Origin of the sequence: Hahnella aquatica (SeqCode) (genome assembly GCF_965194505.1) — a bacterium.
Taxonomy (GTDB): Bacteria; Pseudomonadota; Gammaproteobacteria; order Burkholderiales; family Burkholderiaceae_A; genus Hahnella; species Hahnella aquatica.
Window position 1 is genome coordinate 1,229,724 of sequence record NZ_OZ239144.1, and the last position, 22,739, is coordinate 1,252,462.

Annotated in this window: 29 protein-coding genes; 7 read left to right on the forward strand and 22 right to left on the reverse strand. The window is 60.6% G+C overall.

From position 1 onward, the window contains the following. Positions 1-2: 2 nt before the first annotated feature. The 11 genes from pufL to AC8GDA_RS06390 form a co-directional block, all read right to left on the reverse strand. Positions 3-827, reverse strand: a complete 825-nt coding sequence (gene pufL, locus AC8GDA_RS06340) for a photosynthetic reaction center subunit L (RefSeq protein WP_506555690.1) — start codon at positions 825-827, stop codon at positions 3-5. 76 nt (positions 828-903) lie between these two features. Further along, a complete protein-coding gene (gene pufA, locus AC8GDA_RS06345; protein WP_506555691.1) occupies positions 904-1,089 on the reverse strand; it encodes a light-harvesting antenna LH1, alpha subunit in 186 nt (61 codons plus the stop codon). Positions 1,090-1,100: 11 nt separating this feature from the next. Then, complete coding sequence (locus AC8GDA_RS06350) at positions 1,101-1,325, reverse strand: hypothetical protein (protein WP_506555692.1); 225 nt, start codon at positions 1,323-1,325, stop codon at positions 1,101-1,103. Between the two features lie 27 nt (positions 1,326-1,352). After that, positions 1,353-1,499: a light-harvesting antenna LH1, beta subunit gene (gene pufB, locus AC8GDA_RS06355; protein ID WP_506555693.1), complete on the reverse strand. Its 147-nt coding sequence runs from the start codon at positions 1,497-1,499 to the stop codon at positions 1,353-1,355. After that, complete coding sequence (locus AC8GDA_RS06360) at positions 1,489-1,644, reverse strand: hypothetical protein (RefSeq protein ID WP_506555694.1); 156 nt, start codon at positions 1,642-1,644, stop codon at positions 1,489-1,491. Before AC8GDA_RS06360 ends, pufB begins: the two co-directional genes overlap by 11 nt. Beyond that, on the reverse strand, positions 1,641-3,104 hold the full coding sequence (gene bchZ / locus AC8GDA_RS06365; protein WP_506555695.1) for a chlorophyllide a reductase subunit Z: 1,464 nt from the start codon (positions 3,102-3,104) through the stop codon (positions 1,641-1,643). The genes AC8GDA_RS06360 and bchZ overlap by 4 nt, the downstream gene beginning before the upstream one ends. Then, positions 3,101-4,642 (reverse strand): chlorophyllide a reductase subunit Y, encoded by a 1,542-nt coding sequence (bchY, locus tag AC8GDA_RS06370; protein ID WP_506555696.1) that lies wholly within the window; start codon positions 4,640-4,642, stop codon positions 3,101-3,103. The genes bchZ and bchY overlap by 4 nt, the downstream gene beginning before the upstream one ends. Before the next feature lie 6 nt (positions 4,643-4,648). Beyond that, complete coding sequence (locus AC8GDA_RS06375; protein WP_506555697.1) at positions 4,649-5,668, reverse strand: chlorophyllide a reductase iron protein subunit X; 1,020 nt, start codon at positions 5,666-5,668, stop codon at positions 4,649-4,651. After that, complete coding sequence (gene bchC, locus AC8GDA_RS06380; protein ID WP_506555698.1) at positions 5,665-6,606, reverse strand: chlorophyll synthesis pathway protein BchC; 942 nt, start codon at positions 6,604-6,606, stop codon at positions 5,665-5,667. Before bchC ends, AC8GDA_RS06375 begins: the two co-directional genes overlap by 4 nt. Positions 6,607-6,694: 88 nt before the next feature. Then, positions 6,695-7,852: a methyltransferase gene (locus tag AC8GDA_RS06385; RefSeq protein ID WP_506555699.1), complete on the reverse strand. Its 1,158-nt coding sequence runs from the start codon at positions 7,850-7,852 to the stop codon at positions 6,695-6,697. Beyond that, the gene (locus AC8GDA_RS06390) at positions 7,853-8,737 is read right to left on the reverse strand and encodes a polyprenyl synthetase family protein (protein WP_506555700.1); all 885 of its coding nucleotides are present in this window, start codon (positions 8,735-8,737) and stop codon (positions 7,853-7,855) included. A 104-nt stretch (positions 8,738-8,841) separates the two neighbouring features. Here AC8GDA_RS06390 and AC8GDA_RS06395 point away from each other — a divergent pair, with 104 nt between their 5' ends. Further along, positions 8,842-9,699 (forward strand): alpha/beta fold hydrolase, encoded by an 858-nt coding sequence (locus tag AC8GDA_RS06395; protein ID WP_506555701.1) that lies wholly within the window; start codon positions 8,842-8,844, stop codon positions 9,697-9,699. Here AC8GDA_RS06395 and AC8GDA_RS06400 read toward each other — a convergent pair. The 5 genes from AC8GDA_RS06400 to AC8GDA_RS06420 all read right to left on the reverse strand — a co-directional run bounded on the left by AC8GDA_RS06400 (position 9,654) and on the right by AC8GDA_RS06420 (position 13,801). Next, on the reverse strand, positions 9,654-11,324 hold the full coding sequence (locus tag AC8GDA_RS06400; protein WP_506555702.1) for a VWA domain-containing protein: 1,671 nt from the start codon (positions 11,322-11,324) through the stop codon (positions 9,654-9,656). The two genes, AC8GDA_RS06395 and AC8GDA_RS06400, sit on opposite strands and share 46 nt — an antisense overlap. A 71-nt stretch (positions 11,325-11,395) precedes the next feature. After that, positions 11,396-12,451 (reverse strand): magnesium chelatase ATPase subunit I, encoded by a 1,056-nt coding sequence (bchI, locus tag AC8GDA_RS06405; RefSeq protein WP_506555703.1) that lies wholly within the window; start codon positions 12,449-12,451, stop codon positions 11,396-11,398. Positions 12,452-12,487: 36 nt separating this feature from the next. Further along, the gene (locus tag AC8GDA_RS06410; protein ID WP_506555704.1) at positions 12,488-13,207 is read right to left on the reverse strand and encodes an SDR family NAD(P)-dependent oxidoreductase; all 720 of its coding nucleotides are present in this window, start codon (positions 13,205-13,207) and stop codon (positions 12,488-12,490) included. An 80-nt stretch (positions 13,208-13,287) separates the two neighbouring features. Beyond that, on the reverse strand, positions 13,288-13,512 hold the full coding sequence (locus AC8GDA_RS06415) for a BrnA antitoxin family protein (RefSeq protein ID WP_506555705.1): 225 nt from the start codon (positions 13,510-13,512) through the stop codon (positions 13,288-13,290). Positions 13,513-13,525: 13 nt separating this feature from the next. Continuing rightward, complete coding sequence (locus AC8GDA_RS06420) at positions 13,526-13,801, reverse strand: BrnT family toxin (RefSeq protein WP_506555706.1); 276 nt, start codon at positions 13,799-13,801, stop codon at positions 13,526-13,528. Between the two features lie 288 nt (positions 13,802-14,089). Between AC8GDA_RS06420 and AC8GDA_RS06425 the strand changes: the two genes are divergently transcribed. Continuing rightward, positions 14,090-14,371, forward strand: coding sequence for a type II toxin-antitoxin system RelE/ParE family toxin (locus AC8GDA_RS06425; protein WP_506555707.1), 282 nt, complete (start codon positions 14,090-14,092; stop codon positions 14,369-14,371). 15 nt (positions 14,372-14,386) lie between these two features. Then, the gene (locus tag AC8GDA_RS06430; RefSeq protein WP_506555708.1) at positions 14,387-14,686 is read left to right on the forward strand and encodes a HigA family addiction module antitoxin; all 300 of its coding nucleotides are present in this window, start codon (positions 14,387-14,389) and stop codon (positions 14,684-14,686) included. Positions 14,687-14,695: 9 nt separating this feature from the next. On the opposite strand, the gene AC8GDA_RS06435 is transcribed toward AC8GDA_RS06430, so the two are convergent. Then, positions 14,696-14,971: a BrnA antitoxin family protein gene (locus tag AC8GDA_RS06435; RefSeq protein WP_506555709.1), complete on the reverse strand. Its 276-nt coding sequence runs from the start codon at positions 14,969-14,971 to the stop codon at positions 14,696-14,698. Positions 14,972-15,281: 310 nt separating this feature from the next. Between AC8GDA_RS06435 and AC8GDA_RS06440 the strand changes: the two genes are divergently transcribed. After that, the gene (locus AC8GDA_RS06440; protein WP_506555710.1) at positions 15,282-15,587 is read left to right on the forward strand and encodes a type II toxin-antitoxin system RelB/DinJ family antitoxin; all 306 of its coding nucleotides are present in this window, start codon (positions 15,282-15,284) and stop codon (positions 15,585-15,587) included. Beyond that, positions 15,584-15,865 (forward strand): type II toxin-antitoxin system RelE/ParE family toxin, encoded by a 282-nt coding sequence (locus AC8GDA_RS06445; RefSeq protein ID WP_506555711.1) that lies wholly within the window; start codon positions 15,584-15,586, stop codon positions 15,863-15,865. The genes AC8GDA_RS06440 and AC8GDA_RS06445 overlap by 4 nt, the downstream gene beginning before the upstream one ends. A gap of 153 nt (positions 15,866-16,018) precedes the next feature. On the opposite strand, the gene AC8GDA_RS06450 is transcribed toward AC8GDA_RS06445, so the two are convergent. Continuing rightward, the gene (locus AC8GDA_RS06450) at positions 16,019-16,294 is read right to left on the reverse strand and encodes a hypothetical protein (protein ID WP_506555712.1); all 276 of its coding nucleotides are present in this window, start codon (positions 16,292-16,294) and stop codon (positions 16,019-16,021) included. 422 nt (positions 16,295-16,716) lie between these two features. Next, complete coding sequence (locus AC8GDA_RS06455; protein ID WP_506555713.1) at positions 16,717-17,103, reverse strand: hypothetical protein; 387 nt, start codon at positions 17,101-17,103, stop codon at positions 16,717-16,719. A 167-nt stretch (positions 17,104-17,270) separates the two neighbouring features. Between AC8GDA_RS06455 and AC8GDA_RS06460 the strand changes: the two genes are divergently transcribed. Continuing rightward, positions 17,271-20,714, forward strand: a complete 3,444-nt coding sequence (locus tag AC8GDA_RS06460) for a DUF3427 domain-containing protein (RefSeq protein ID WP_506555714.1) — start codon at positions 17,271-17,273, stop codon at positions 20,712-20,714. Between the two features lie 262 nt (positions 20,715-20,976). Next, positions 20,977-21,234: a hypothetical protein gene (locus AC8GDA_RS06465; protein WP_506555715.1), complete on the forward strand. Its 258-nt coding sequence runs from the start codon at positions 20,977-20,979 to the stop codon at positions 21,232-21,234. Between the two features lie 180 nt (positions 21,235-21,414). Here the strand turns inward: AC8GDA_RS06465 and AC8GDA_RS06470 are convergent, their stop codons facing one another. The 3 genes from AC8GDA_RS06470 to AC8GDA_RS06480 all read right to left on the reverse strand — a co-directional run bounded on the left by AC8GDA_RS06470 (position 21,415) and on the right by AC8GDA_RS06480 (position 22,467). Then, the gene (locus tag AC8GDA_RS06470) at positions 21,415-21,693 is read right to left on the reverse strand and encodes a helix-turn-helix domain-containing protein (RefSeq protein WP_506555716.1); all 279 of its coding nucleotides are present in this window, start codon (positions 21,691-21,693) and stop codon (positions 21,415-21,417) included. A 149-nt stretch (positions 21,694-21,842) separates the two neighbouring features. Next, on the reverse strand, positions 21,843-22,211 hold the full coding sequence (locus AC8GDA_RS06475) for a type II toxin-antitoxin system RelE/ParE family toxin (RefSeq protein WP_506555717.1): 369 nt from the start codon (positions 22,209-22,211) through the stop codon (positions 21,843-21,845). Continuing rightward, entirely contained in the window at positions 22,198-22,467 is a 270-nt protein-coding gene (locus tag AC8GDA_RS06480; RefSeq protein ID WP_506555718.1) for a ribbon-helix-helix domain-containing protein, read from the reverse strand. Before AC8GDA_RS06480 ends, AC8GDA_RS06475 begins: the two co-directional genes overlap by 14 nt. Positions 22,468-22,739: the final 272 nt, after the last annotated feature.

A 22,739-nucleotide genomic window follows, 5' to 3' on the forward strand; every position in this document is an offset into this window, starting at 1 on the left:
CACTACGACCAGATGGGCAGACGAAGCCACCAGCCCCACCACTCTGGCCATCCCTGTGTCCAGAATGGTCCGCTGATCACGATGCAGACCGCACTGAAGAAGCCAGCCGCCAAGGCCAGGAAGAGACCGAGCCGGTGAATGCCAAGGGTGCCGATGGAATAGCCAATGGTGTCGCGAAAGAAGGTGTCCTCGTGCTCCGGCGTCTTCACGGTCTCGCCCTTGGCCGGGTTGGTGGCCGAGAGAATGAGCGAGCCATGCAGGGCCAGCGCAAAGGTGGTGGTGAAGAAGAGCGTGACCGCGATCATGTGGGCGGGGTTGTAGTGGAAGTGGAGGAACTGATAGCCCACATTCGAGACCCAATCCAGGTGGCTCAGAATTCCGTACGGAAAGCCGTGGCCCCAGGCGCCCAAGAGCAGCGGACGAATCACCACCAGGGTGACATAGGCGAAGATGGCGAAGCTAAAGGCCACCGGCACGTGATAGCCCATGCCGAGCTTCCTGCAAATTTCAACCTCACGCAGCGCCCATGAGACAAAGGCGCCAATGGCACAGACCGTGATGATCTGCCAGAGCCCCCCTTCCATGAGTGGCGCAAGGCCCAGCCCGTATTTCAAATCGGGCGGTGCAATATTGATCTGCCAAATGTTCCAAACGCCTGCCTGAGAGGTGCCCCACAGAATGAGCGCCGTTCCCAAAAAGGCAAAGAAAATGGTCAGGACACCAAAGAATCCGACATAGAAGGGGCCGAGCCAGAAATCGAACAGATCTCCCCCCAGCAAGGTTCCACCGCGGACCCTGTATTTTTTTTCAAAACTCAGCATGGCCATTTTGTTCTCCTTCGGGGGATGGGTGAGCGGGCTGCAAGCATGCTTATCTCCGCCCGCTCACCGTCCAGCGCTTGATTTACTTCTTTGGCATGGAGGAGTTCTGAATCGCGGCCGTGTACTCGGCCTGACTCATTCCGTCCAACCAGTTGAACTTCGCCGTGCTCAGCAGGATGAGGTGAATCATGGCTGCCAAGCCAAACAAGAAAACGCCCTGCACCAACATGGCACGGAGCGGGTCGTATAGTTTCCAGATACGCCACATATTGATAACTCCTAAGTGAGGTGTGACATAAGGGTGTAAACCGCTGCCCTCACGCCACCAGTGATGGTTCGACTGTTTTCAGCCCCGGGGAACCACGAACGCCAGTTCAGCATCAGCACCTGCGCAGTGACAGCGATCACAAAGAAAACAACGAATGTGAGAGCAAAGATCACAACAAAAGGAAATGAGGCTTCCTTTTGGTGTGGACGACTATTTAGATGACTGATCTGTTGCATGACATGTCCCCTTTTAGGGATGAAGGGTCAGAAGAACCAAGGACGCCAGGCCCACACGAGGATATGGGCCACAACCGCGATGGCGGTAAAGCCGACCAAGCCCTGCATGTAAAACGTATGGAACTCTTGGGCTTCCTCGTCCGTGAGACCGGACAGACTGGTGTTATTGCTCATGGAGGTTCTCCTTTGAGTTGGTCTTGTCGACCAAATCCACGCCGGGCCCGCGTGGAATGGGCAGCCGCAACACCACGTTGCGACGTTCTGGAACCGCACAAGCCTGTGGGGGCCGCACGAGAAGAGGGGGGAGGCGCATGGTCATGAGACCGCTCCGAGGTAGACCGCGTCGTGGGCCTGCTGAAGCCGCGCGGCATTGATGTTGTCTTCGCCGGCCTCGCGGGCATCGCGCTCGGCGCGGTCGCGCAGGCGCTTGGCCACGGAAATTTGCAGCAGCACCGGCTGGGCCGAGACCATCTTGGCGAGCAGGGTCTGTGCGTCGGCAGTCCAGGTGAGGCCTGGGTCGGCATGGGTGCGTGCACCCACCGGGGTTGGGTCGACCTTGTCCATGTCGGTGCCCAGGGGCAGGATGTGGAACAGGGCATCGAAGAGCGCGTTGCAAACTTCCTGCAGCAGATAGACCGCACCGGCATAGCCCATGAAGGGGGTGCCCGTGTGCCTGCGAATGATGGCGCCTGGGAATGAGGCCGGGATGTAGCTTGCGCGTCCAGCCACTTCGGCCAGGTACATGCGCTCGTTGTAAGAGCCAAACAAGACCAACGGGGTTTTGGTCTGCACCAGCTTGCGGATCTCGTCGTTGTTGGTCTTCTCACCGGGCTTGCGGGTGATGGCGAAATTGCACGGCAGGCCGAGTTCCTCTTCGAGGTAGTGCCGGATGCCCCGGCCGTGGGTTTCGCTGGCGACCACACCAAAGCTTGCGGTGCCAAAGAAGTCTTGGGTGACCGAGCGCCAGAGATCCCAGATGGGCTTGATGGTGGTGTGCTTCTCTTTTTCGATGAAGGGCTCGGGGTCGATGCCCAGGGCCTCGCCCAAGGCCCGCAGAAATGCGGTGGTGCTGTGCAGGCCAATGGGCGCCTGCAGGTAGGGGCGGTCGAGGGCCTCGCAGAGCAGGCGGCCGTACTCGCGGTACATGCAGACATTGGCATGGGCCTCGGCGAGCTTGGGCACCTCGGAGAGGTGTGCGGCCAAGGGGAAGACCATGTTCACTTCGGCACCAATGCCCTCGACGAGCCGACGAACCTCGGCGAGGTCGCTGGGCATGTTGAAACTGCCGTAGGCCGGCCCAATGATGTTGACCTTGGGCTTCTCGCCAGGGCCCACGGGCTTGGCCTCGGGCACCTTCTTGGGGCCGTATTCCGTCCAGAGCCAGAGCATGGCCCGGTTGGCGGCCTGCCACTGGTCTTCATCGATCGTGCGCGGCAGAAACCGCGCGATGTTCATGCCCTCCGGGGTCACGCCGCCGCCAATCATCTCGGCAATGGAGCCGGTGACCACCACGGCGGGGAGGTCTGGGTCTAGGCTGGCATGGGCGCGGTGCATGGCGCCCTCGGTGCCTTCGCGGCCGAGTTGCTCCTCAGCAAGGCCAGTGACCACGATGGGCAGTTCATGCGGGGGCAGTGCATCGGTGTAGTGCAGGACCGAGGTGACCGGCAGGTTCTCGCAGCCCACGGGGCCATCGATGACCACCTGCAGGCCCTTGATGGCCGTGAAGACATACACAGCCCCCCAGTAGCCGCCGGCGCGATCGTGGTCGAGGACCATCATGTTCCGATCGCCTCCGAGGCGGCCTTGGCCTTTTTCTTCTGAAGCTGGCGACGCACCTGGGCCTTGAACTCCGGATGCTCGACGGGCGTGTCTTCCCAGATGCCGGCCTGATCGCCCTGGCCCACGCCACCGAAGAAGGCCTTCATGGAATGGAAGCGGTCTTTGTTGGCCATGGCCGCGCGCACCACCTGGCCGAGCGAGCCCACGCCGGCTGCGCCCATGAGGGGACGGGCCGAGATGAGGTTGGTGAAGTAGAGCGAGGGAATCTCGCGCTCTTTGGCGGCCTGCACCACGGGGGTGGTGCCAATGGCGAGGTCTGGGCGATGGCGATCGACGGCCGCGAGGTCTTGCTCGAGCGAGGCCCGGAACTGCACCTCGACACCACGGGCCTCCAGCCATTCAAGGTCGGTGTTGGAGCAGTCTGTGCGCGGGCAGGCCGAGCCCACATAGGGCACGGTGGCGCCGCTCTCGATGAGCAGGCGTGCCACCAATAGCTCGGAGCCCTCGTAGCCGCTGACCGTAATTTTTCCTTCGATGGGTGCGCTCGCCAGTGCGGCCTCAATGCCCGGCAGCACTGCGGCCTTGGCCGCCTCGATGCGCTCGGGGGCCACGCCTGCGGCCTGCCCAATGCGCTCGAGCCAACTGGCAGTGCCCGCCAGGCCCACGGGCGCAGAGCCCACGATGGGTCGGCCCGCCTGCTCGAAGACCCGCATGCTGGCCGTGTAGAAGGGATGAATGGCCCCCACCACCGCGCAGTCGAGCGCGGCATAGAGCTCGCGCCACTCGCGGGTGGGCACCACGGGGCCCACGGCCAGGCCCATGGGCGCAAGCATCTGGGCAATGACCATGGGGTCGGCCGGAAACATTTCGCCGAGCAGCGTGACCGTGGGCAGTGCGGCCACGCCTTGGCGGGGGGCCTGCACGGGGCCAGCGGTGGCCTCGGACATGGCGTACTGGAGCATGGCGCCTGCGAGCACATCCTTCGCCTCGGCATGGGTGGGCACTCCAAAGCCGGGCACATCGATGCCGATGATGCGAACGCCGTTGATCTCTTTGGGCAGCAGCTGCAGGGGCACACCACTGGCCGTGGGCACGCACAGGTTGATGATCACGATGGCATCGAACTGGGCGGGATCGGCCTGGGCATAGACCGCATCTCGAATGTCTTCGAAGAGCTTGCCCGTGACCAGAGACTCGGAGTTAAAGGGCACATAGCCCACCGAGCGGCGTGCGCCGTAGAAGTGAGAGGTGAAGGTGAGGCCGTAGACGCAGCAGGCCGAGCCCGAGAGGATGGTGGCCGTGCGCCGCATGCGAAGGCCCACGCGCAGCGAGCCAAAGGCTGGGCACATGCTCTGGGGCTGGTCGTGCGGGCCCTTGGGGTAGTCGGCCGCGTACTGGGCGAGGGTCTCGGACTTGCCGGCCGCCGATGCGGCTGCATGAAGCTCAGACTTGTTGTTGCACGAGGCACCCTCGGCCAAGGCCCCTTGCGCGCGGGTGGGCGCGGCAGGCTGGATGGGGATGATGGTGTGCTCGGCCACGGTGGTTTAGACCTTGTCGTAGACCACTTCGAGTGATGGCTTGGCGCAGACTTCGCGGCCCATCATGTCGGTGAGAGAGGCGGGTTCAAGGACCACATCGCGGCCCACGGCCGACGATGAGAACAGGCCCAAGAGTTCGTCTTGGGTGAGTGGCTTGGGACGCACGGGCGGGGCTACGGCCACATTGGTGGCGAGCTCTTCAAAGAGCGGGCCCCACTGGGTGCCCGGCCGGCCGATGATGTCGTAGTTGGCGCTCTTGCGGCGGATGTCTTCATGGGCTGGAATGGCCGAGAGCACTGGAATGCCTGCGGCCGATGCGAAGGCTGCGGCCTCGCCGGTACCGTCGTCTTTGTTGATGACCATGCCCGCCACGCCCACGTTGCCGCCGAGCTTGCGGAAGTACTCCACGGCCGAGCAGACGTTGTTGGCCACATAGAGGGATTGCAGGTCGTTGCTGCCCACCACGATGACCTTCTGGCACATGTCGCGGGCAATCGGCAGGCCAAAGCCACCGCAGACCACATCGCCCAGAAAGTCGAGCAGCACGTAGTCGAAGCCCCAGTCGTGAAAGCCGAGTTTCTCGAGGGTTTCAAAGCCGTGGATGATGCCGCGGCCACCACAGCCACGGCCCACTTCGGGGCCACCGAGTTCCATGGCAAAGACACCATCGCGCTTGAAGCAGACATCGCCAATCGAGACAGGCTCACCGGCCAGTTTCTTGCGCGAGGAGGTCTCGATGATGGTGGGGCAGGCCTTGCCGCCAAAGAGCAGCGAGGTGGTGTCGCTTTTCGGGTCGCAGCCGATGAGCAGCACCTTCTTGCCCTGCTGGGCCATCATGTACGAGAGGTTCGAGAGCGTGAAGCTCTTGCCAATGCCACCCTTGCCGTAGATGGCGATGATCTGTGTTTCTTTGGTGACCTCGCCCGTGTGGACTGGGTCGAGCGGCTCTGCGGCCTCATCTCGCAGGCGCTGCTTCATGTTGAACTGAATCGGGGCTCCTGCCAGGTTGGTGTCGGTGACGCTCATTGCAGACTCCTCCAGTCCATGATGACTTTGAGACTCGACTTGCTTTGAAAGGCTTGCTCGTAGGCCTGCGCACAGTCGGTGGCCTGCCAACGATTGGTGATGAGGCCATCGAGGTTGAGCCGGCCTTCTTCCACGAGCCGGCCCACTGCTTGAAGGTCTGCGGGCTGCCACTGGGCGGCCACGCGAAGGCGGGCCTCCCGCAGGAAGGCGGGTGCAAAATCGAATGAGAGCGGCTGGCTGTAGAAGCCCGCGAGCACGACCTCGCCACCAGGGCGCAGGTGGTGGATCCAGTCGTTGAGGGCCTGGCCCGCGCCGCTGGCATCCAGAATGCGATCGAAGAGCTGGCCCTTGCTAAAGGACGGTGTGCGAACGAGGTAGCCATGGGATTCGTCTTGGCGGGCCTTGTCGGTCTCCCAGACCAAGGGCTGGCCGCCCAGGGCCACCACCAGGCGGGCCACGAGCCGGCCCATCACGCCATGGCCCACGATGAGGTCTGGCAGGCCTGAGCCCGGGTGCACCACAGCATGGTGGGCGGTCGCTGCAAGCGCCAGGAGCACACCACGCTCAGAGAGCGAAGATGAAATGGGCAGCACGCGCTGTGCGGCCGTGACGAGCTCGGAGGCGGAGCCCCCGAAGAGGCCGCGCACCGGCCCAAAGCAATTGGCACCAGGCACGAAGACCCACTGACCCTCCGCAATGCCAGCCTGCGGGCCGGCCTCGATGACCTCACCCACGGATTCATAGCCGGGCACCAAGGGGTAGCCCATGCCTGGAAAGGGTGGCATCTCGCCGGTGTAGAAGAGCCGCTCGGTGCCCGTGCTGATGCCGCTGTAATGCACGCGCACCCGAACATCGGCCGCACCCAAGGCCGCGAGGGCGAGTTCTGCAAGGCGCAGTTGGCGGGGTGCTTCGAACAAAACGGCTTGTGCGTGGCTCATTTTATTGTGTCAATTTGATGTGACGAAATAACTGTAAGGCTGATGGTACACCTCAGAGCGTCCTGTGCAAGTTTGTTTTTCATTTTTTTTATTGCGCCGCGGGGGCCTCGGCCACCACCAGGCCCGTTTGCAGGGGCACGGCTGTTGGAACGGCGCGGCCTGCCACAAAGCCCGCCTCGTGCAGCATGTCGATGAGTTCGGCAGCCGAGCGGGGTCGGCCCCCGCCCATGGCCAGCAGGTACCAGCCGAAGTAGGCATCGCCCATGGCCTCGGCACCGCGCGTGGCCGCCATGGGTTCGGCAATGAGGATGCGGCCGCCCTTGGGGCCAAAGCACTGCCGCGCGCGCGAGAGCAGCAGGCGCACACGGTCGTCGGGGTGGTCGTAGAGCACCCGCACCAGGCTCACGACATCGGCGCCTTGGGGCAGTGGGTCTCGGAAAAAATCCGCACCATGGCAGGCCACCCGGCCACTCAAGCGCGGGTCGGTGTCCATGGCGGCGGCCGCCTGCTGGGCCACTGCGGGCAGGTCCACCAGGCTGAGTTTCAGGTGTGCATGGGCGTGGCCCACGGCAGTCACAAACCGACCCAGGCCCCCACCGATGTCGAGCAGTTGTGTGTGGCCACGAAAGTCGTAGGCGTCGATCACCTGCTGGGCCACCAGTGGCTGGCTCTCGGCCATGAGCTTGGAGTAATCGGTGACCTCGCTCGCACCCAGTCCCCCCTCGCGGGTCTGGCCATCGGAGGCGTAAGTCCAGTAGCGGCGCATGCGAGTCTCTGGCGCATCGGTGCGCAAGAGCGTGAGTGGGTCGGTGAGGTCTTGGTAGAAGGCCTCGTGGTGACGCACCATCGCCAGAATGGCTGGGCTGTTGGCCAGCACCACGCCCCGCATGCCCAGGCCCAAGACATTGGGCGCGCGCCACTCCAGAATGCCGATCGACACGCCGGCCTTGGCAAGCAGCAGCATGCGTGCATCGGTGAGGCTGCAAAGACTGGCCGCGGACTCCAGTCGCATGGGTGCGCGACGCAGTTGATCCAGAAGGCCGCTTTGCACCAGGGCGAGCAGGGTTTGCGAATAGGCAAAGCCCGCGACCAGATCGAAGAGCTGGCGCGACTGTCGGTGAACGATCCAGCGCAGAAAGATGGACTGCGAGGCCCAGCGCTGAAAGGCGGGGCTGGCCAAGAGGCGATCTCGCAGGCCCGTGAGGGACCACTTCGAGGGCGCCTTGGCAGGCATCACGGCCGACACTTAAGCCCCCAGCGGATGGCGGCGAAGGCCCGCGCAGTGTTCATCGGGCAGCAGGCGGCGCGCCTGTGCGAGCACCAGCTCACGCAGCTTGGTGGCGCCGCGGCAGGCGGGAATGCTGGCCACGGCCTCGGCAATCAGGCCATCGAAATAGGCCACGGCACCTTCAAGGCCCAGTTCGCGGGCCGAGCTTGGGCGATCGTGGGTGAGGTCTTGGCCTGCGGGCTTGCCCAGTTCGGTCACATCGAGAAGCACATCGCGAATGTCATCGGCCACCTGGTAGGCCTCGCCAATGGCATCGCCCAGCCGCTGCCATGCGCGCGGGTCTGCACCGGCTGCAATCGCACCCCCCACGGTGGCAGCGGTAAAGAGTGCACCGGTCTTCTCGCGCTGGTAGCGGGTGAGGTCGGCCTTGGACTCGCACTCCCAGGCCTGACCGGCCACGATGCCGTGGGGTGGGCCCACGGCAGCCGACAAGGCATCCAAGAGTGGCGCCATGCGGTGGGGCTCATGGGCGCGCGCGGTGGCAATCATTCGGAAGGCCATGACAATCAGGGCATCGCCCGAGAGCACGGCCAGGCGCTCGCCGAAGGCTGCATGCACCGTGGGCACACCTCGGCGGGTGGCGGCGTTGTCGAAGCAAGGCAGGTCGTCGTGCACCAATGATGCGCAGTGCAGGAGCTCCAGGGCTGCGGCATAGGCATCGGAGAGGCGGGGGTCGTCATCGCCGCAGGCCAGGGCCACGGCCATGCACAGGTGGGGCCGAACCCTTGCGCCACCGGGGAAGACCGCATGCCGGATGGCTGCAGCCAGCCTGGGCGGTGCGTTCGATTGCAACTGGGATTCAAGCCCCTTTTCAAGCACCCCTTCAATTCGGTCTGTCAGCATGCTGGCCTCCTGGCGTTCTGCTTCCACAACGGGCACCCGAAGAAAATGGTGTCAATTGCAACTGTCGTTGTGTACTGTACTAGCAATTTGACACTGGCACCAGCATGAATCTGATACCCCGGGTGCTTGAGACGTTTGAGCACCGCCTCGATGGCCTTCAGTGGTCGGGATGGGACCGCCCTGCCGTGGCGCAGTCCCCGAGCCTTCTGTTTCTGCATGGCACGGGTGCAGACCGCAGTTCTTGGCAGCCGCTCTTGGATGTGTTGCCCGAGGACTGGGGCCTGCTCGTGCCCGACCTGCCCGGCCATGGCCAGAGCCAGTTCGAGGCGCCGCAGTCGATTGGTCTTCGCGAGATGGCCCTGCGCCTGCACCGCCTGCTGCAGTCACGCGGCATTCGCAGGCCGGATTGTGTGGTGGGGCATTCTGCGGGGGCGGCCGTGGCCGTGGCCATGGCCCTGGCACCCGAGACCACGCGGCCACACCGCATTTTTGGCGTGGCGCCCTCGCTGGTGCCACCGCCCGCATTGTTTAGTCAGATGCTGGGCCCGTTGCTCGGCCCACTGGTGTTGTCGAGCCCCAGCCTGCTCATGCTCGGTGGCATTGCGCGCTCCACCCATGTGGTGAACCGGCTGCTGGCCTCCACCGGCACCGCCCTGCCCCATGCACGGAAAGAAATTTACCGAGGCCTCTTTGGCCAGTCGGCCCACCTGCGTGGGGCCTTGGGCTTCATGGCCGCCACGGACCTGCCCGGCCTGCTCTCAGAGGCGCACGACCTCACGGTGCCCACCCTCTTTTTGGCTGCGCTCGATGACCCCTGGATTCCGGCCGAGCCGCTTGCACAGGTGATGAACACCCATCTGCCGCAGGCCACGCTCGAGTGGACCACCCAAGGCGGCCACCTCTTCCACGAGGTGGATCAGGCCTCGGTGGGCGCGCGCCTCACGGACTGGATGGCCTCGTGAATGCCCTTGGCCCGTGCCATGGGCAGGGCCAGGTAACGGGCTGACATGGCCTGACTGAGCAAGACCGCCGCAGGCTCCGGGCGGGCCGAGGTGTCGATGAGCAGCCGGTGCGGTGTGAGCAGCGAGAGCTTTCGTGCCATGGCCAGCGCCTCCTCCATGGCCCGTGGCCGGCCGGGGCTGCCATCTCGGGCAAGGTTCGCGCGGCCATCGGAGAGCACCACCAGGCAGGTGTCATCGCCCGCCAGTCGCAGGCGCCTGAGCTGGTCTGCGGCCATGGCAAAGCCCGCTGCAATGGGGCTGCCACCGCCACCCACCAAGGCCGTGAGGCTCTTGCGTGCGGCCACCAATGAGCGCGTGGGCGGCAGCCGAAGCTCGGCCCCGCGCCCCCCGAATGCAATGAGGGCCACGCGGTCGCGCCGGCTGTAGCACTCCGACAAGAGAATCTCGATGGCCCCTTTGGCCTCGGCCAGGCGCGCCATGGCAGCCGACCCCGAGGCATCGACCACAAACACGGTGGTCACCCCACGCTGGCGTTTGAGTCGCCAGACATGCAGGTCATCGGGCCGCAGGGCAATGGCTGCACTCTTCCGAACCCGGCTGTTCTGAAACGGAATGGCGGCGCGCAGGGTGGGCAGAATGGCCAGGCGGTCTGCACCACCGCGCGGCTTGCGACGAATCACGCCCACCGGTCGGCCGCGGCCTCGGCCGCCCTCGCCCATGCGGCCCGCGCCACTGCCACCTGCATGGGTCTGCGACTGCTGTGTGAGCCATTGGGCCCAGGCCTCGAGCAGGCCCTTCGGAAGGCTGGCGGCGGCTGTCTCCACGCTGCGTTCTTCGAAGTCGTCGGTCTTCTGTGGTGCGGGGGTGTCCTCGGGGGTGTCTTGGGGGGTCTCGGGCTGCGCGCCTGAAGGCGGTGAGTTGTCCGCTTGCTCCTGTGGAGTTGCATCGGCCTGCGCCTCAGAAGATTCGTCTTCCGGTGGCGGAGGGCTCGGCCACTGCCGAGCCTGGGGCAGCAGGCTCCAGGGCACCGCCCAGGCGAGGTCTTCGGCCGTGGCTTCGGTGCGCCCATGCGAGCAGGCATGCATGCGCATCCATCGCAGGCAGGCAAGGCTTGGCCGAAGCGAGACCAGACCAAACAGCTGGCTCGCCTCCATCACGGCCGTGACCAAGGGCTCGGGTACATGAACGGATGGCCAATCCTTCGCGGCGTGCATCGCGGCATTCAGCCAGGCCTCGCGCATCAGGGTCTCATCGCGCATGTCGATGCAGCAGCCCATGCGGTCGCGCAGGGCCGAGGCCACCGGGGCTTCATCGGGCAAGGATTCATCGAGCAAGACCAGGCCACAGTCGCCGCGGTCGACCGCCTGGGCCAATGCGGCTGCAAGGCCAGCGGGCAGTCGCTCGGCCATGGCCACCACCAGAAAGCCTTCTTGGGCCTGGGCCAAGAGGCCCGTGCGCATCACCGGGTGGCCCGCGCGAAGGCTCTCGAACGGGTCGATGGTGTCGTTGAGCTGGGCCGGGTCGGTGTGAATGGCCATGCGCAGCCATGCCCTGCCGTGGGCTGTGCAGTGGGCTTGAAGTCGTGCAAGGAGTTGATCGCGGCGCGCACCCGCATGGGCTCGCAACCACAGACCACCATGGGCCGGGCCGCCTTGGGCCAGCAGCCCGAGCAGTCGGTCGATCTCGGCCGCGTCGATCAGATCGACTCCAGCGCGAGCATCACCCGTTGGCTGGCGTCGGTGTCATCCAATGGGTCTCGGCGCAGGCGATGGCGAAGCACCAGCGGGGCCACTTCCTTCAAGTGCGCCACCGTGGCCTTGCGGGCATTGCGAAGGGCTGCGAGCGCCTTGGCTGCACGCATGAGGCTCAGCTCACCGCGAAGGCCATCGGTGCCGAGCGACATGCAGAGCTGGGCTGCGCTGGCGAGCACTTCATCGGAGAGCGTGACCTTGGGCAGGCGCTTGCGTGCGGCCACGAGCTGGTCTTGCAGGGCCTGCTGCTCGGCGGCCTGTGCAGCCACAAAGGCGGCCGGGTCTCGGTCGTAGGCCTCGCGGCGGCGCACGACCTCTACACGTTGTTGAAGGTCGGTGGGGGTGCGCACCTCCACGGCCAGGCCAAAGCGATCGAGCAGTTGCGGGCGCAGCTCGCCCTCTTCCGGGTTGCCACTGCCCACCAGCACAAAGCGTGCGGGGTGGCAGACGCTCAGGCCTTCGCGCTCCACACGGTTCTCGCCCGAGGCGGCCACATCAATGAGGAGATCCACCAGGTGGTCTTCGAGCAGGTTGATCTCATCGATGTAGAGAAAGCCGCGGTTGGCCTTGGCGAGCAACCCCGGCTCAAAGACTTTCTCGCCGCTGGCCATGAGCCGCTCAAGGTTGAGCGCACCCAGAATGCGGTCTTCGGTGGCCCCCAGGGGGAGGTCCACCACCGGCACCGTGATGCGCTCGGCGCGCGGCTTGGATTTCGAAGTGGCCGCACCACCGGTGCAGGCTGGGCACAGGCCCGCGGGCTGGTCTGGTGGGCACTGATACGGGCAGCCGGCCACCACCTCGATGGGGGGCAGCACGGCCGCCAGTGCTCGCACTGCAGTGGACTTTCCCGTGCCGCGATCGCCGAGGATGAGCACCCCACCAATGAGCGGGTCGGTGGCCGCGAGCAGCAGGCCGAGTTGCATTTCTTGCTGGGCCACCATGGCCACGAAGGGGAAGGGGCTTGGGGTGTCACGCTTGGGTGACAGTGGTGTCTGACGCATGGCCATACTCTGCCCAGACTGGCGCAAGCCGTCAATTCACCAGGGAATTTCCTCGCCGCGGTGGTCCACGAACCAGGCCCGGCCCTTGGCTCTCAGGCGATTGATGGCCTGCAGAAGGCCCGCGGCGGACTCATCGGGGCTGATGGCCTCGCTCGCACTGCGAAAGGGCTTGGAGAGATTGGATGCAACCGTTCCGGGCTGCAGGGCCACGAAGACCGCCTGCGGATGTGTGCGGGCGGCCTCGATGGCGGCCGTTTGCAAGAAGGCATTGCCTGCGGCCTTGGCTGCTCGGTAGCCATACCAGCCGCCCAGCTGGTTGTCTTCAATGCTGCCCACGCGGGCCGAGAGCACGCCGAAGATGGCGCGCTCGTGTTTGGCCAGCAGTGGGATGAAGTGCTTGAGCACCATGGCCCGGCCCACCGAGTTCACGGCAAAGAGTTTGTGAAGGTGGTTTGGGTCTAAGGCATCGAGCCGCTTCTCGGGCATGACGCCATCCAAGACCAGCACGCCCGTGGCATCGAGGATGAGGTGAAAGGGACCACGCTCGGCCAGGCGGCGGGCCGTGGCCAGCACCGAGGCCTCTTGGGTGATGTCGAATGCGTCCTCGCCCGAGCGGGAGACGGCAAAGGCCGAGCCACAGCGCGGCGTCTCGCCCAGGGCCTTGAAGATGGCCCCACCGATCGACCCACTGGCGCCCAGCACAATGGCCCGAAAGCCATCGGGCAGGCTGTGCAGCGTGGGGGTGGTGGAGTCCATGGCAAAAGTGTAGCCATGCGGCCGGGCATGAATCCGGCCTTGACGCAGGGGATGCGGGTTGGTGTGAGGCCAGTTGAGGCTTAACCGGCGGATGTATCTCGAAAAGCTCTTAGCACCGCATTGATGCGGGTCTGGTAGCCGGGGCCTTGGGCCTTGAACCACTCAATCACATCGTGATCGATGCGCAGGGAGATAAGCTCCTTCGGTGAGACAGGCCTGAGCCCCCGTCGCACAATGCCCCGCACAATATGTTTGGGGTCGAACTCTGGATGTTCGGCTGTGGCCTCACCCTTCTTGGTCGACATCAGACGATCGTAGTCAGTCTTTGACTTCATTGAAGAAGGCTTTTGCTTCTCGGGCTGTGGCTTTGCGGAAAGAGATGACACGGATTTCATCATGGGCCTCGGTATGTGCGATGGACACTGGCACACCTGCCAGCTGCCCTAGGGTAATAAAGCGCTCTTCGCCGTAAGCAAAACGATCATCCTCGTAGGTGTATGTCAATCCTTGGAAAACAACCTGGACGTCAACGAAGTCCAGGCCGTGCTTCTTCAGATTGACGGAACGCTTGCGTTCAGACCATACGAAACGCATATACGATTGTATCTACAGTCAGAGACTTTTGAAAGAGGGAGAACATTGGGCCACTTGGTTGAGAAGGGTCGGCCAGCATCTCTCAATGGACCATCCGCCATTTCGGTGAGGCTCCCCTGCAAGAGCGCTAGCGGTTGCGCTTCACCCACTCCCGCTTCCACCGTCTATTCCTCCGATTGCTCGTTGGCATCGCCACTTGCACGCTTGTGCTCCCCCGGTTCGCGAGCCTGGGCCGATGCACTCCATTGCATTATTCTCCTTTACAGATTCTGTTTCACGGAATATTCTTTGATGATTCGATCGTTCAAATGCTCAGATACGGAGGCACTGTTTCGCAGCGAGGGGGTCGCGCGGTTCAAGGCGATTGAGCGGGCGGCAAGGAGGAAGTTGTTACAGCTTCATGCCGCGGAGGAGTTACGAAGTTTGCGTATTCCTCCGGGAAATCGGCTCGAACCACTGAAGAGCGATCGCAACGGGCAGCACAGCATCCGAATCAATGACCAATATCGAATCTGTTTCATCTGGACGTCGAGTGGCGTCTTTGACGTCGAGATCGTCGACTATCACTAGGTAGGAGTGCCAAGCATGACCAAGCTACTCGAAGAGATCCACCCAGGAGAGATTCTCCTAGAGGAGTTCATGAAACCCATGGGAATTACGGCTCGCCAACTGGCCGCAGACATTGACGTGTCTCCAAGTCGAATCAGCGAGTTGGTCAATGGGCAGCGGCCAATCACTGCCGATACGGCCATTCGCCTCGGAATCTTCTTCGGGATGGAATCCCGGTTCTGGTTGAATCTGCAGACCGAGTACGACATTCGGGTCAGTGAACGGGAGTTGCGCAGCAAGATCGCTCCGCGCATCCGGGTGTTTCAACGGGCCTAGCGGACTCCTCTACCCTTGGCGGTTGCGCTTCACCCACTCCCGCAAGACCTCATTCATGCGGGTCTGCCAGCCAGGGCCGGTCTGTCTGAAGAACTCAACCACCCCTCGGTCCAGGCGTATCGTCACTGGCGTGCGTGACCCTGAACCCAACGGTCTTCCGCGACGAATGAGGCGATCACCGTTGTATGTGTCAGCAGCCTTGAACCAGTTTTCATCGAGCTCAAGTGCCTCACCGTCCTCAGTGATATGCGACCTTGTTGGCTTCTCGCGCGCGGCGGGTTTCATACCAATTAAAGATACGTACGTTTAAATCGAGAATCAATAGTCGAGGCGGATCGAAGGCCATCCAGAAATGCTGATGTACGCCGCTTGGAGCGTCTCTCCCCCACCCGCCCGAGCCCCCTACCCCTGCCGCCCCCACCCCAGCCAGGCCTGGTCTGTTTTATCAACCCTGTCGATAGTGCTCTCGCGAGCGAAATGGGAATACTCGCCGAGGACGACGCTGAGAGCCCCGACTGAGAAAGGCGGACACCCTATGGTTAATGTAAATCAATTGACGTACACTTTCTTGGACGCAATTCTTAGGGCAAACAAAATGGCTGCCAACAACGCTCTTGTCCAAACACGTATCAGCCCAGACATTCGAGACAAAGCCGCTGCGGTGCTCGAGGGGCTCGGTCTGACCGTCTCCGATGTCATGCGAATACTGCTCACCCGGATTGCCAATGAGGGAAACGTTCCGATAGAACTCACCCTGAAGCCTGCCGATTACGACGCCTGGTTCCGATCAAAGGTGCTTGAGGCCGTGAACGACACTCGTCCGCTTGTTTCACACGAGCAGGTTGAGGAGATCTTCTCCAAGAAGCGCTCCAGTGTCTCGAAGGCCCTTAACCGCCGGTGAGACTCGTATGGTCACAACACGCTATCGAAGATCGAACAAAGATTTTTGAATACCTCGTCGAGAAGAATCCAGTTGCTGCGGTTGACTGTGATACGGAAATTGGACGACAGATTGGTTCACTAATCGACTTTCCTGAGATTGGAAGGATTGGCCGCGTAACAGGCACAAAGGAATTGGTCGTTAGCGGCACACCATTCATCGTCGTCTACCTCGTGGACGATAGAGAAATCAGGGTCTTGCGTGTCCTTCATGCTGCTCAGATGTGGCCTAATGACTAGCGCGGGGAACCTTTAGCCCCCCTACCCCTGCCGCCCCCACTCCAGCCAGGCCTCCAGAATCATGACCATGGCAAAGGTGTCGAGCTCGCAGCAGCGCAGCAAGGCCCGCTCGATGCTGTGCCGCCCCTCAGGCGTGGTGGTGTTGAATTGGCTTTACTGAGGAACCTTCTCTACAAGGCGGCCGCTAACATATTTGTGCAAGACGCTCGCAATAAGCGTCTGATAGGGGAGCCCCTCTTGGAGCGCCCTCGCCTGGAGCCCCGCAAGATCGAGAGACGATATTCTTATATTTACGCGACGATCCTTTAATGCTGTTGCGTGAGCAGCAACCCGATACGCCTCCAGTTCTCGCTTGGTGGCAACCGACCTGAAGGCTCCGCCATCGAAGTCGCGAAGAACTTCTTTCTCTTCCTTAGTGAGTCGGGCCATATCGCTTTGTCCTTTCTGCATATTCCTGCGTTGCCTTTCGGCTGGGGATGATGGTCTTTAGAAAATAGTAATGCTGTTCCTCAACCACTGGGACGAGGTACACGTAGTGATCGACCTCCACCAACAAGAGTCGCTGGTTGGGATAGCGACTCGAGTTTGGATGAATTCGAATGTCTAGCAAACCGCCTTCCTGTATGGCAACCACCACTCGCTCGAACCCTATCCCTCTCTGCGAGAGAAGTTGTTCGTTCTTGTCTGCGTTCCAGTGAAATGCCTTCAAGGTAAGAATGTATCGCACTGTGTGCCTTTTGTCATCAGCTTGTGGTCTACTGATTCTTGCCTATCCAGGCCTGGGTGACTATTAGACATACGAGTGCACTCTGGCGATAACCTTGCAGCCCGTCCCCACCCGCCCGAGCCCCCTACCCCTGCCGCCCCCACTCCAGCCAGGCCTCTAGGATCATGACCATGGCGAAGGTGTCGAGCTCGCAATAGCGCAGCAAGGCCTGCTCGATGCGCTGCCGCCCCTCAGGCGTGATGTCCTCGAACTGCAGCCGCGCATAGGCCATGGCCGCGGCCCCGCCCTCGGCAATCTCCACATCCTCGGGGGCATCGAGTAGGTCGTTGGCGGCATCACCAAGCATCTCGGTGGCCAGGGTCTTTAGCCGGTCGTAAGGGTCTCGCAACTCGCCGGTTGCCTCATCGCGCTGCACCCAAGCAAAGCCCTGCCTGAAATTGAGCGAAGGGATCCCCACCCCATAGATGGGCTGCTCGTACTTCCTCCGCACGAACTGCGAGCTCGCCATCACCGCGGGCAGTACCTTCTTGATGGACGTGCGGCCGTGGGTCTGCGGATGGAAGAGAAAGACTTAAAGCGTTCGGACCAATCCAAGGTAGCTCATCTAATGAGCCTCTTGCCGGACCGAAAATCCTTAATCATCGAGCCCGTTCCCCCGAAACCCCTAAACTAGGGCCGATGAATCCCAGTTCGAACCCCTCGCGACAATCGACGATCGATTGGTACTCGGAGAATGCTGATGCATTCTCGAGAAGCGCAGATTCTGCTGAGATGTCAGAGCTATATTCCCGTTTCCTACCTTACCTCCCTGAGGGTGCGCATATTCTTGACGCCGGCTGCGGTAACGGCAGAGACAGCCTCTTTTTTAAGGAAAAAGGTTACCAAGTAACCGCCTTCGATCTATCTCCGGAAATGGCTCGCCGGGCAAGTGTACTCATTGCACAAGACGCTGTCGTTCGGGATTTTTCGGACGTTAAGGAGCTGCAACACTATGAAGGCATTTGGGCCTGCGCGAGCCTCCTCCATGTCCCTTATGCAGAACTGGGACAGATACTTAGTCAACTAGCACACGCCTTAAAAGAGAACGGCGTGCTCTATCTAAGCTTCAAAAAGGGGGATGGCGAACGGCTGAAGGATGGCCGCCAGTTTACCGACGCAACAAAGACCCGAATTCAAACAATCCTCTCCGAAATTCCCATACTACTGCCGCTCGAATTCTGGGAGACGGAGGACACAAGACCTGATCGAGCGGGCGAAGTTTGGATAAATGCCCTAATCAAGCGCATTGGCGAACGCCGGCTATGCACCGGGGGAGCGAAGCCCCTCTTACCGCAGCTATGCAAGAGCATCGCTCACGCCCAAAAGATCGACCTAGCTGTCGCTTTCGTTAAGGTCACCGGCCTTCGACTACTCCTACCCGACCTAATAGCCTCCGTAACGAATAGATCTGCCCAACTGCGCTTTCTCTGCAGTGACTATCTGGGCCTAACGGATCCCGAGGCGCTTCGACACCTAATGCTTTTAAAGGAAATGGGCTCTGATGTTCGTCTCTTCATTACAAGGCCCGACCAAAGCTTTCATTTGAAAGCTTATCTTTTCACGGTCGATCCAAATAGTCAGGGAGCAAGAACCTGCGCGTACATTGGCTCAAGCAATATAAGCGCAATGGCCTTGAAAGATGGTATCGAATGGAATGTTCGGATCGATCACCCCACAGAGACCGCATTTTTAGAGGCTCAGCAAGAGTTCGATCTCTTATTCCAAGATTCAGAGGCTAGAGAACTTACCCATGAATTAATCGACGACTACGAGAGGCGAAGACGGCCTCCAAGTAGCCAGATCTCTCCGGGAAGCGATGAAAAGGAGCCGCCCCCGCAACCAAACAGAATTCAGGAGGAAGCCCTCAAGGCGCTCGACCAGACACGAACACAAGGGTATCGCAGGGGGCTGGTGGTTCTCGCCACCGGACTCGGCAAGACCTGGCTGGCTGCCTTTGATGCGAGGCAGATGGGTGCGAAGACCATACTGTTTGTCGCCCACCGGGAGGAGATACTTCGTCAGGCAGCCTCGACTTTTCTTCGAATTCAACCCCATGCGAGGGCTGGATACTACATGGGAGCGCAGCGTGATGAGGCGGCCAACCTGCTCTTTGCCTCTGTACAGACCTTAGGGCGAGAGGAGAACCTATCCAAGTTTGAGCCAACTCATTTTGACTATGTGGTGATAGATGAATTTCATCACGCATCTGCACACACTTATCGCAGATTGCTAAGACACTTTACCCCCCGGTTTCTACTTGGCCTTACTGCGACACCAGACCGCACTGATCAAGCGGACATTCTGGCTCTCTGCGACGATAACCTTGTCCATGACACAAACCTCTTGATCGGTATTGAACAGGGTTTTCTTGTGCCGTTTCACTATTTCGGCATTTACGACGAGCGTGTCAATTACACAGAAATACCTTGGCGGAACGGCAAATTTGATCCCACCGCATTGTCAGCCCGCGTATCGACGCAAGAAAGGGCAGACCACGCCTTGAGAATCTGGAACCTGCGCGGCAGAGACAGAACTCTGGCTTTCTGCGTATCAATGAGCCACGCCGAGTTCATGTCGCGACATTTCAAGAGTGCCGGTGTTGCCTGTGCTGCCGTCCACTCCGAGTCAGATATGAGCCGTGGAGAGGCATTGGAACTGCTCTCAAAGGGAGAACTTAAGGTCATATTTAGTGTGGACCTTTTCAATGAGGGAGTCGATCTGCCGAGCATTGACACGATCATGATGCTCAGGCCAACCGAGTCAAAAATCTTGTTTCTACAACAGCTAGGGCGTGGCCTGCGAAAGTCACCCAGCAAGGAGAGTCTCGTAGTCTTGGACTTCATAGGCAACCACCGGGCCTTTTTGAATCGACCCCAAGCTCTTCTTGGAATCAGTGGCGGCTATCAGGCGATTGCGAGATTCGCCGAGGACGTCCAAGCAGAAGCACTCGATCTTCCTCCGGGCTGCATGATCAATTACGACCTGGCCCTCATCGACTTCATGCGGCAGCTATCAACGACTCGTCAGGATAGTCTTTACCTCGATCTAAAAGAACAACTCTCCCGACGCCCAACACTGTGCGAGTTTGCCAGGGCGGGGGGCAGTCCAGCCGAGATTCGTAAACAAAGTAAAAGTTGGTTTCACTTTCTCAGTCGTCAGGGCGACCTGTCCGAACATGAGAAGCGAGTTGAGACGGAGCATGAAGATTTCCTCACGTCGATTGAAACGGAGCGAATGAGCAAATGCTTCAAGATGATTTTGCTTGAGGCCTTTGGAGAACTTGGCGGATGGCACGGCCCGGTCAAACTCCCTGACCTTACCGAACATAGTTGGAAAATCATCTCTCGTAGACCTAAGCTTTTCAACGAAGTTGCCGAGAAGGCAAGGGCCTCTGAGAGTGGGACAAGTAAGGTCTGGAGTGACTACTGGCTTGAGAATCCGGTGAATGCCTGGATAGGAGAGTCTCGAAAGGACCCCGACGCCGCGTGGTTTCAGTTAGAGGACAGTGTATTCCAGGCGCGATTCGACGTCGCAATTGGCAATGCGGAGATCCTCGAGAGTATGGTTCTCGAGATCATCTCTTTCCGCCTAGGACGATTCGAGGCAGCAGTTAATGAATCATCAGTCACTAGCTCTTCGGAGCCGTTGTCGCCTCGAGCGCGGCAATCAAAGCTCAAGGTTGGCATAGGAGATACGGTTTATCGAAAAGACATCCCGGCACTTTTCGATGAATCGTTTGTTGCCGCGACATGGAATAGCGGACACGTCGTGATCCGACCCAAGGGAGTTCATGTCCTTATGGTCAATCTTGACCAGAGTGGCGTCGTTGGTGGGAGCGGACGTATCAATCGATGGCTAGATTCAGACACCTTCTGCTGGATAAGTCAGAACTCCACAGACGAGAATGGAAAGCGAGGTAAGGAGATTATTCAACATCGTTTACAGGGGTTTAGCATTCATCTGTTTATTAGAAACGCAAAGACGCTCGGTGGGAAGGCAGCTCCTTTTACATATCTTGGGGAAGTCGAGTATCAAGGCCACGTCGGAACAAGACCGATGACGGTGACATTTAGGCTCGTCTAGCAGCGTTCTTACGCTGGGTGTTTTGGTGCTCGGCTCAAAGAGATGAAGAACTCGACTCTCTATGGTCCGCGCATCAACAGCCGATCCCCAAACCGGACGACTCAAAACTAATATGAGGTCGATGCAAGCGTTGTATTGACAATGTAAACATTAAGAATCAGGATAACGACATTGAATAAGACCATCCTCTATCGAGGCACACCCCATCTCCTCATCTATGCGAACTGAACCACTGAAGATGCGACTGCAAAGAGATCGGCCGATGACCACGGTCACCGTTCGCATGCCGAAGGACGTGGTCGAATCCATGAAGGCAATCGCCCCAATTCGTGGCCTATCTGGCTACCAGTCGTTGCTGAAGCTTTATCTTAGTGAGGGGCTCAGACGCGATGAAGCGCTGCTGGAGAACCCTATAGCCACCTTCATCGAGGCGCTGCGCGAGCAGGGTGTGCCTGCGGCCGCGATTGAGAAGGCATCGAAGGTGACCTTAAAACGAAGCGCGAGCGCACAAAAGGTCTAATCGGACAAAGCCTCGGGGCAGCCGATACCGGCCCGGACCTTCAGCCCAGAGGTGCGCTTCGCCAGAGCCCCAAGGGCATCACGCTCATAAGCCCAACCAAACCAATCGGCCCCGCAAAGGCAAGCAATTGGACTTCTGCTCCGTACAGAGCAAGTAGCGTGACAAAGGGTTGGCACGCGACTAGGCGTGCTGGAGTTGAATCTCCGGTTTGGTTCCAGTCGCCTCTGCATAACGATAGAGACTTTTCAGACTCGGTAACGAACTTCCTGCTTCGAGTCGCGCAATGACTGACTGAGTGGTGCCCATACGTTGGGCCACCTCTTCTTGCGTCAGTCCCGCCCGGACCCGCGCAGCGATGAAAGTCTTGGCGAGGGCAAATTCAGGTGTCATCTCGTCGTAGGCTTTTTTCACCTTCGCATCGGCAAGCCAATCTCTCTTGAGTTTTTTTAAGCTGCTCATTTTTTCAGTTCCTTCGCTCTAGTACGTGCAATCTCAATTGCGGCCGTCGGTGTCTTATGCGTCTGCGATAAGTGTCAAGGCGTTTGTTTGGCAGATCACTCTGTGATCCAGGTCAACCGAAACAATGCTTCCTAACGCTGCAGATGCAATCAGGTTTTCCGCTTTAGCCGCTCAACTTCGGCGCGAAACGCTGGGGTTAGTTCTGCGATGAGGTTCTCAATGTCGCGTACTTGATGTTGAACCGAAAGCACTGCGATGCCTTGGGGCAAGCGGTCGTAGATCACGAAGTGCTGCCGCGCAGGAACCATCAGAAACGGCACCGAGCGGTACAACCGCAACCGCCCCGTCTCAGGGTTGGAGGCAGCAACGCGCATCGCCGAGTAAAGGTCTGCGAGATAGCGGTCCGCAACTTCGTCACCCCATTCCCGGCGTGACCGCGTGTAAATTCGGCGCAAATCCAGCGCTGCATTTCGGGTCAGCAGGAATGTGGCGGGCGCTGGCACATCATTGCCAGCCATCGGCTTCCTTGCGGTCGAGTACCGCCATGTCGGTCTTGAAATCGCCGCTTGACGCAATGACGCGACCCGCCGCCACGTCGCGGTAACCCGCGAGAATGGCATCCTGCAAAAGCTGGCCATCGCGCCTTTCCATGTCGCGGCGAATCAGGTCGCGCACGTATTCGCTAGGTGTTTCGTAAAGACCTGCCTCACCGACCATTCGATCCACGAATTCAGCAAGGGGTTGCGACAGGCGGGCGTTGATGCGTTCGGACACGAGGAACTCCCAGAGCGGTCAGATACTTCCATTGTCGCATGGACGGCCATCTCTGTCGCAACTATTGCCCACACAGGAGGCAACCAGCCCATAGTTCGCCATCCGCTTTAGGGCGAGGGAACGGGTTCCCCGTCGCCGCCCCCTCACAAGCGGGGGCCACATGCTGGGGAAAGACTATGTGGGACCGCTGCTCGATGGGTGGTTGGTGGGCCAGGATGCAAGCCGTGAGCGCCCACAGAATCGTTAAATAAGGGCCTTGTCGTGTATGGCGC